Origin of the sequence: Vibrio sp. V42_P2S4T144, from assembly GCF_009904715.1 — a bacterium.
Classification (GTDB): Bacteria; Pseudomonadota; Gammaproteobacteria; order Enterobacterales; family Vibrionaceae; genus Vibrio; species Vibrio alginolyticus.
Map to the genome: position 1 here is coordinate 1 of NZ_WXWS01000548.1, position 7,328 is coordinate 7,328.

At 40.0% G+C, this 7,328-nt stretch carries 9 protein-coding genes; 1 reads left to right on the forward strand and 8 read right to left on the reverse strand.

What is annotated here, in order from left to right; genetic code table 11:
- The 4 genes from CAG68_RS18135 to CAG68_RS18150 all read right to left on the reverse strand — a co-directional run.
- Positions 1-1,870: hypothetical protein (locus CAG68_RS18135; protein ID WP_161441466.1), on the reverse strand; the 1,870-nt coding region annotated here is incomplete at its 3' end.
- Positions 1,871-1,999: 129 nt separating this feature from the next.
- Positions 2,000-2,941, reverse strand: coding sequence for a BT4734/BF3469 family protein (locus tag CAG68_RS18140; RefSeq protein ID WP_161441467.1), 942 nt, complete (start codon positions 2,939-2,941; stop codon positions 2,000-2,002).
- Positions 2,942-3,103: a hypothetical protein gene (locus tag CAG68_RS18145; protein ID WP_161441468.1), complete on the reverse strand. Its 162-nt coding sequence runs from the start codon at positions 3,101-3,103 to the stop codon at positions 2,942-2,944. It lies immediately after the preceding gene.
- Positions 3,103-3,261, reverse strand: coding sequence for a hypothetical protein (locus tag CAG68_RS18150; protein WP_161441469.1), 159 nt, complete (start codon positions 3,259-3,261; stop codon positions 3,103-3,105). The genes CAG68_RS18145 and CAG68_RS18150 overlap by 1 nt, the downstream gene beginning before the upstream one ends.
- 244 nt (positions 3,262-3,505) lie before the next feature.
- Here CAG68_RS18150 and CAG68_RS18155 point away from each other — a divergent pair, with 244 nt between their 5' ends.
- Positions 3,506-4,399: a DUF2971 domain-containing protein gene (locus CAG68_RS18155; RefSeq protein ID WP_161441470.1), complete on the forward strand. Its 894-nt coding sequence runs from the start codon at positions 3,506-3,508 to the stop codon at positions 4,397-4,399.
- A 311-nt stretch (positions 4,400-4,710) separates the two neighbouring features.
- Here the strand turns inward: CAG68_RS18155 and CAG68_RS18160 are convergent, their stop codons facing one another.
- From CAG68_RS18160 to CAG68_RS18175, 4 genes are all read right to left on the reverse strand, one after another.
- Positions 4,711-5,640, reverse strand: coding sequence for a hypothetical protein (locus tag CAG68_RS18160; protein WP_161441471.1), 930 nt, complete (start codon positions 5,638-5,640; stop codon positions 4,711-4,713).
- Positions 5,631-5,996, reverse strand: a complete 366-nt coding sequence (locus CAG68_RS18165; RefSeq protein WP_161441472.1) for a hypothetical protein — start codon at positions 5,994-5,996, stop codon at positions 5,631-5,633. Before CAG68_RS18165 ends, CAG68_RS18160 begins: the two co-directional genes overlap by 10 nt.
- 2 nt (positions 5,997-5,998) lie before the next feature.
- Positions 5,999-6,520, reverse strand: coding sequence for a hypothetical protein (locus tag CAG68_RS18170; RefSeq protein WP_161441473.1), 522 nt, complete (start codon positions 6,518-6,520; stop codon positions 5,999-6,001).
- A 65-nt stretch (positions 6,521-6,585) separates the two neighbouring features.
- Positions 6,586-7,328: hypothetical protein (locus CAG68_RS18175; RefSeq protein ID WP_237667895.1), on the reverse strand; the 743-nt coding region annotated here is incomplete at its 5' end.

A 7,328-nucleotide genomic window follows, 5' to 3' on the forward strand; every position in this document is an offset into this window, starting at 1 on the left:
TTGCTTTGATGTCTTTCTTCTTCATCTGAGCCGTTTCAGAACGAGTCAGTTGTGTTTTTTCGTGAAATTCATCGATTGATATAGTTTCTTCGATAAACGATTTGTGTCTACTGTATGTCTTTCTAGATTTTGCATCACCGAGTACATCATCCCACCATTGCTTGTCGCTGAACGACATCGTTTCGTTTATCTCTTTCGCATTGGTTAACATCTTGAACATACGCAAAATCGAAGCATCAGTCTCGTTAGCAATTTCGCTCATATGTTCACGTACAGTGATGAATTCATCTAAGAAGCTGCGAGACGAATCAATGAACTGTTCTTTAGTCAATACTACGCCGTTATCGAACGCCTTTTTTAGTGCGTTAGCGTATTTCTTAACGTGTGATGCCAAATCGATTAACTCTTGCTTAGTCATACACTCGATCCAAAGTAATGTTGATTTGGTCAAGTGTTGGTATGCTGTATCCCAACCGATGTTCAGATTAAGTAAATCCCATCGCTCGATGAATGCATCCATTTTTGAGACAGCTACTTCAGCATGTACTCGCAAGCACTTAGCTCGACGTTTGATTTCTTTCACAATGTTCTCGTACTTCTCGATGAACTTACCGATGTTCTCGTGGTACTCACGGAATACGTCTAGCAAAATGGCTTTCGTGATACCGACTTGACGCAAAGAATCACCTTTCGGTGCTTCAAATATATCTGAGATTTCAAAGTTACCTACTCGCTTTACTTCATCAAGTACGTGCATACCGTAACCAGTCTTTTTACACAGAGTGATTTCAATACAACGCTTGTACACTGCTTCGCGATGACGTTCGTTAGTGATCAGATTAGTGACCTGCGGGATACCCCATCTTTCACGAATCACGGCTGAGTTGAACTCTTCACCGTGACAATCAGCAACTATCGAATTAACGTATTCGTCAGTTAGTGCGTTCTCACCCTGCCCCACGACCAAATCGAACGAACCAAGTTCAGGGTTACGACATCTACCGAACTGTTGCGAAATCTTTTCTGGTGCATCTTGGACACAAACGATACGAACTGCATCATTGATGTTGATACCTTCTTCTAGCGCACACGTTGTAAGTACAACTTGTACGTCCATTGATGCAATCATTGATGTATTAGCCAGTTCAGAAAATTTACTGTTTTTGTCTTTAACTGAAGCCGAGTTCACGACTTCGCACGTCACACCGTTTTTACGCAGATATTCAGCGATATTGGTATTCGTCTTGTGATTGTTATTGAAGAACAGCACTGGCTTGTCCAAATCTTCTTGAATAATGTCAGCTAACATACGAGCACTAATACCGTTGTATGAACCTTCTTCACGTGACGCTTCAGGCATGAATACACGTAGTTCTTTTTTTGGTACTTGTTTCTCGATTTCAACAACGGTATCGAAATCAAACGGAGATAGATTCATTTTGAATGTACCGCTATAGCAGTACACTGGCATAAATTTCGATAATTCAACGATTTTCTTGTATAGACCGTCGATAGTTTCAGCGCGATACCCTGCATCGTAAATCAGATGAACTTCGTCAACGTGAATGCGGCTGTACGTGCGTTTAAGCTCTTCTAAGTCTTTCTCGACAAAGTGTTCAAGTTGCTCAGTAATCAAGTTGTGACCAGCGTTAGAAGCGTCGAATTCTTGTTGTCGCTTGATGGACTTCATGCTGAATATCACTAAGTCGCCATGAGTATCACTTGCATGTGATTGGAAGAATGTTTTCCCGACTCCCATATGCGCTCGAATTAGGTGAATGCCGTTTGATGTTGGTAGTTCATTTGCTACGTGCGACAGAAAGCGACGTTGTTCGTTATTCGAATCTAGTTTTATTGTTACTTTTTCCATTCGAGCCCTTCTCAGCTTCTTTAATTAAAATTTTGATAACGTAGGTAGTGATTGATTCATTGTCTGGCTTGCTCTCGTATAGATTCGCGATTCGAGACTCTGGTTCTTTGATTCTTGCTGTCTTCTCTCTCATAAGAATTCTCCAAGTGGGTTGTGACGATTCAGAACAAACTTGCTCAACGGTCTGCCGCTCTTGATCCAAGTTTGCTCGATATCTATAGCTGAACGTCGAGCACATGATTCAGTGAATGAACTGCCAAGACTCTTGAACCATCGTTCGACTTCGAATGCGTTGCACCCAGATTTGAACAACTCCATACCCAAGATGAACAATCCACGATGACGCTCGCCTTTTCTGTCGTGATTACGTCTGAAGTCTGAAATTGCTTTATTGATTGCTATGTCTTTCTTATGTTCGTTTATCGAATCGCTGTACTTGTCGTACATCTTCTGAGCTTCAGCACGCTCTTCGTCTTCTTTCTTTTTAAGTTCAAGCCATTCGTCGTGAATTCGTGAACTGATAGCAATCGTGTCTGCGTCTTCGTTGTAATAAGCATTCGAATCGTATGACAGATTACATAATCGATTTGAGTTCGAAGTGTTGTCGTCTAGTGTGATATCTAGAAGCTTTTCAAACAGCTTTCTGAACTTCTCGTATTTAAATCGGTATTCTGTGTTGTCTTTCGTTTTCAAGTCAGTCTTTATCGCGAACTTCACACCGTAGTTCGGTGATACGAAACTAAGCAGTAGTTTGTTACCTAGTTTTGATTTGATTCTCTCCACCAGCTCTGCGCTGTATTCTTCAGATTTGATGTCGTCGAAGTCGAACAACATGATTCCCGTTGATTCGCGCAAATCATCAATTTTTCTGCCGTTCTCGTATACGCCGTAAAAGCAGAATGTCGGTAAGTTTGTTTTCTTATAGTTGTTTCTCACGAACCCGCTAGGGAGTTCTCGAAGAGTGTTCACACGTGTACGCATGAACTCAGTTTTTAAAAGAGCTACCACTTTCGATAGCTCTACATGTTTGGGATTCGTATCTACGTTTGAATTGAAAAGAGTCACTTTCATTTATCTACCTGCCGTTGATGCGTCTGATGTATTGAATGCCTCTAGAGCACGTTGAATACGTTCTGATTCAATACTGTCGTTCGTATACTCTCGCTCGGTGTTCACGTTGTAACGTTCTCTTAACTGTTCGATTGCTTCTTCTAGTCTGGTCTTTTTGGTCATTACAATTTCCCTTCATTTTCAGCTTCTTTAAGAATTTGTTGAATGCGTTGTCTGCATACTGTTAACCCAAGTTCTTTGATGATTGCAGTCGCTGGTATGTATTTGTTTTCTTTCTTCTTTTGAATGATTGTTCGCTTCATTTCATCTGACAGTTTCATTGATGTCTCTCTTGTCGTGTGACTATTCAAGTGTTCTAAAAAATGCGCTGAGTGCGCTTCGTTTCTGTTCTTACACTTGTATTTAGAGAAGCAGTTTTGACGATTGACTAAGATAATGTTCAAAAAATAAGCAAGCGCACTAAATAAGACTTAAACCATTGATATATATGTAATTAAAAAAACAAAAAAATTTCAGACATTTTGATTATCTATTGGTTTTGAGTGGTGGTTAGGTTAAAGTTATATGCAACAAAACAAACTGACTGCTATGTATATGATCACTTCTCTATATAAGTATTTCCCTTCTCGACCAGTGTTCTTCGATAACTTTTTAATACGTGCAACTACTGGTCGAGCACTAAATGACCCTTTCGAGGTGAACCCGAGTGATGACTACTGGGTAGATTTGTTTATGGTGTTAGAGAGGGAGCTAAGTCGAGAAGAGGTACAGAATAAGCTCTCTGTTATGATTGAATTGGAACAGCGTGAGTATGACTTCGGGATTGGTTTGTATAAGAGATATGGGATTGTCAGTTTAACTGAAACACGTGATAACTTGTTGATGTGGTCACACTATGCAGACGAGCACAAGGGGTTTGTTGTCGAGTTTGATATCACACATGACTTTTTCACTAAAATGCATAGTGATGGGAATGACATGGTCGGAGAGGTTAGTAGGGTTTATTATCGAAAACAGAGAACGAATAAGCTAAGCAATTATTTAGAACCGTATTTTGTTAAGTCTGATGAATGGCAATACGAAAAAGAACATAGATTATTGTTACCTATCAGCAAAGCGGACCGTTATTTAATTAGTAATCAGAACGACTTGGAAGATATTCTAGAATGTTACCCTAATGCTGTTAGTGACAATGAGACGAGCAAAAATTCATCGCTGAAAGAGATAAGTAATAGCGAAGGACCTGGATTGTCATTTGAATACCCTTCTGTTATGTGTATGTTTAAAGTTCCTAAAGAAGCAATTAAGTCCATTACATTCGGTTGTAATTGCCCTATTGCTATTATTACCGAAATTAAAGGAAAGTTGTACGAACAAGGCTTGGAAGATGTAACACTCTATCGTGCTTTACGAGATTCATCAGATTTCAAATTAAACTTCAACGAGGTTGATTATTAAAAGTGTTCTTCGCGAGTACCCATGTTTCGTTGCCAAACTTAATGATCGGGTACTGAATCGAGATATAGACTTCATAGCCACATCTAGAGCATTTGTGCGGGTATTGCTTGGTTTGATACGGTGATAGCACTTCCCTAGAATCGTCATAACGAAAGACACCGCGTTCGCATTGCTCGCATGTCATTTCAACTACTTCGGCTTTGATTTGCTTAGATCTGGTGTGCTCACGTGATTTCATAGTCAATACCTCTTGTGATATTGCCATGATAACAAATGCTGTATATTTGTACAGTTCGATAATAAAGCCCCGTTTAAGGGGCTGTCGTTTCTTCGTCTGAGTCGTTACTAGCAAAAGCAAGTAGCCCGCTTTTATCTTCAACTGGGTTCAGTTTTCGTGATACGCGCTCATAATGGTCTTGTGATAAAGATTTCTGGTATTCATAGATACCATTTGAAAAATACACACAAGCTACATTATCGCCTGCATCTTTTGGACGTCCAACGTGTACGGTGTAATCGCTTGGTACTAAGTCAGTAGGATCAACTTCGAATTCAACGTAGCTATCGATTTCACATAGTTCTTGCTCAACTTCAAGCATGGAACTGTAAATCGTCTTGATTAGTTCGTCAGTCGCTTTGATGTCTGTTTTGAACGTATGCGTTTCTTCTACCCCATCGACTAATAGATCTAATGTCCCACCTTTGATTACAACTTGTTTACTGTGTTCTCGTTTAGGTTTCGTTAATTTGACCGATTTCAGATAAACTCGTTGATCATTAGCACATAGATTACCGCGCATCTTTCGTGCCATTTTGAGATCATCTTTTGTTATCTCACAAATGTAATCATCGTCAGCATCTTTGAGTAAATTGTACCCGTATTTCAATTCACCACGTTCGATAAGACGACAATTGACTTTGTAAGTGTTTTCATCGATATCGAAATAGATCGCTTGATCATGCTCGACAAACCTACCCTGTGCTTGAGTTCGCCTATGACGTGAGCGTTTACCGAAGCCAAGACCTAGAATTTGCTTACAAACACTATCGAACTCGTTGATTACGTACTCGCCGTGCTCTAAGCCGTGTTCGTAATAAACTTTTAGAGCGAATAGAATGCTACTGTCGGTTACTCGTTGACGTGAAGGTCTCTTGTAGAATTCTAGATATCCGTCGTTGGCTATGAACTTTTCGAATTTGTGCTTACATACAACTTTCGCTAGTTCTTCTGTTATGAGCACTTTTGTCCCTCGAATTCTCTGAATGTGTATTCTTGTGTAAATATGCCAAGTTCCGTCTCGTATTTGATCACATTATTCTCAGCATCGACTTTGCCTAAACATGGAGTGAATACTTGGTTCCCGTTAGATAACCGAAAGTTTTTACCCATTAGAAGCTTCACTAAATCTGGAAAGTCAGGCAGTACGTAGTGTCCATCTGGCATACCTATTTCGCCGTGAAATTCTACTTCGATGTTTATTGTTGCGTAATCGTCACTCAAATACGTGTTATCAAGAATGAGCGTATTGCCGCGAACATCGAAAATGTGAATATCGTGTTTGATGATGAAATCAGCTAATTTACTCGTTATCAGCATATCTATACCTTGTACTTGCCAGCGGGTAATTCGTTTACATTGTTCTCTTCGCCTATCGCCCAATCAGGTTTCGGCTCTTTTGAGTCTTTGTAAACAATATCCCATTTTTCATCGATACCTTTTCGGCCACCAAGAAACTTAGCGTAAGCGACGCGGTACTTGTTGATCTCACCCGACAAGTACAGATCACGCCACGGCTCTTTCTTGAGCGTATTTGCGTTAATTGTTCTCAAGATATGATCTTCGTAATAAAACATCGGGTCTTGTGGCTGTTTTGGTGTTTCTGGGTTCAGTTCTGTAACTTGATTCTCTTTAGCGATTCGAATGCCGAACGCTTCAGCTATCTGATCGTTTGTAATTCGACATTTCGCAGCATCGATTTTGAACTGTTTGATTACGTCTGTTTGTGCTTGTTTAAGATATTCTTCGCACTTTGTCTTTGCATCTAGCATTTCCGATTCATATTTCTTAAATAGGTCTAGTGCGCTCAATTCAGACTGTGTGTTCTCTTCTTTTACTTCCATTTGATTCCCTTTGATTCGAACCTGAAAAAAGCAGCCCGTAGGCTGCTTGTATAGTATCGCGTAGCTTACTTGCAGTTGTTCACTAGCATTTTCTCAATTTCTTTGGCATTTGCCTCAGCGTCGCGCAATTGCTCAGTAGTTGATTCAAACAAGTTTTCTTTGTTAGGTGCGAAATGTCTCATGAGTTTTGCGCGCTCAATTTGCTTATCGACGTATGCTGCAACTTCGCCTTCGATGTAAGGGCGATATAGCGTTTCGAGTAGTTCAGGGCAAGTTTTGTCGAGAATATGCATAACATCATCACACAAACCAGTCTCTTTATGAGCGTAAGAATAAGCCAAATAATCTTCTTCTGCTTCTTCGTCATAGACGACTTCGTGAGTCTCGCCGACTATGTTCAAAATGCGACTTGTTTGTCTCGATACATCGAATTCTTTTTGAATGATATCTGTATCATCTTCTTCTCCTTCGTCAAGACGACTTGTAACCGCGTTGCTAATATCAATTAGCTCATCGAATAAGCACCCGTATACGTGAGTGAACTCGGAATCTGTATTCGCATCTTCAGCCGTAAGAAACACAAACCCATTGTGTATTACAGCATCAATACCGTAAGTGTCTTTGAGCGCCTTCTGAAACGCTGCTGTGATTTCTTCGTTATTATTGTTGAAGATATCGTCCGAGTAATCGATATCTGTTTTTTCTAGTTCAGATAGAGCTTCTTCGTATGCCTCGTGTGGTTGGTAATTCATTTGCTTCCCTTGTGTGTTATTAAGCCAACTATCGATAACAATCGATTGTCGTGATA

Bases quoted from the DNA above. Each gene is read 5' to 3' on its own strand.
- CAG68_RS18140 (WP_161441467.1), bottom strand. From the start codon at position 2,941: ATGAAAGTGACTCTTTTCAATTCAAACGTAGATACGAATCCCAAACAT.
- CAG68_RS18145 (WP_161441468.1), bottom strand. From the start codon at position 3,103: ATGACCAAAAAGACCAGACTAGAAGAAGCAATCGAACAGTTAAGAGAA.
- CAG68_RS18150 (WP_161441469.1), bottom strand. From the start codon at position 3,261: ATGAAACTGTCAGATGAAATGAAGCGAACAATCATTCAAAAGAAGAAA.
- CAG68_RS18155 (WP_161441470.1), top strand. From the start codon at position 3,506: ATGCAACAAAACAAACTGACTGCTATGTATATGATCACTTCTCTATAT.
- CAG68_RS18165 (WP_161441472.1), bottom strand. From the start codon at position 5,996: ATGCTGATAACGAGTAAATTAGCTGATTTCATCATCAAACACGATATT.
- CAG68_RS18170 (WP_161441473.1), bottom strand. From the start codon at position 6,520: ATGGAAGTAAAAGAAGAGAACACACAGTCTGAATTGAGCGCACTAGAC.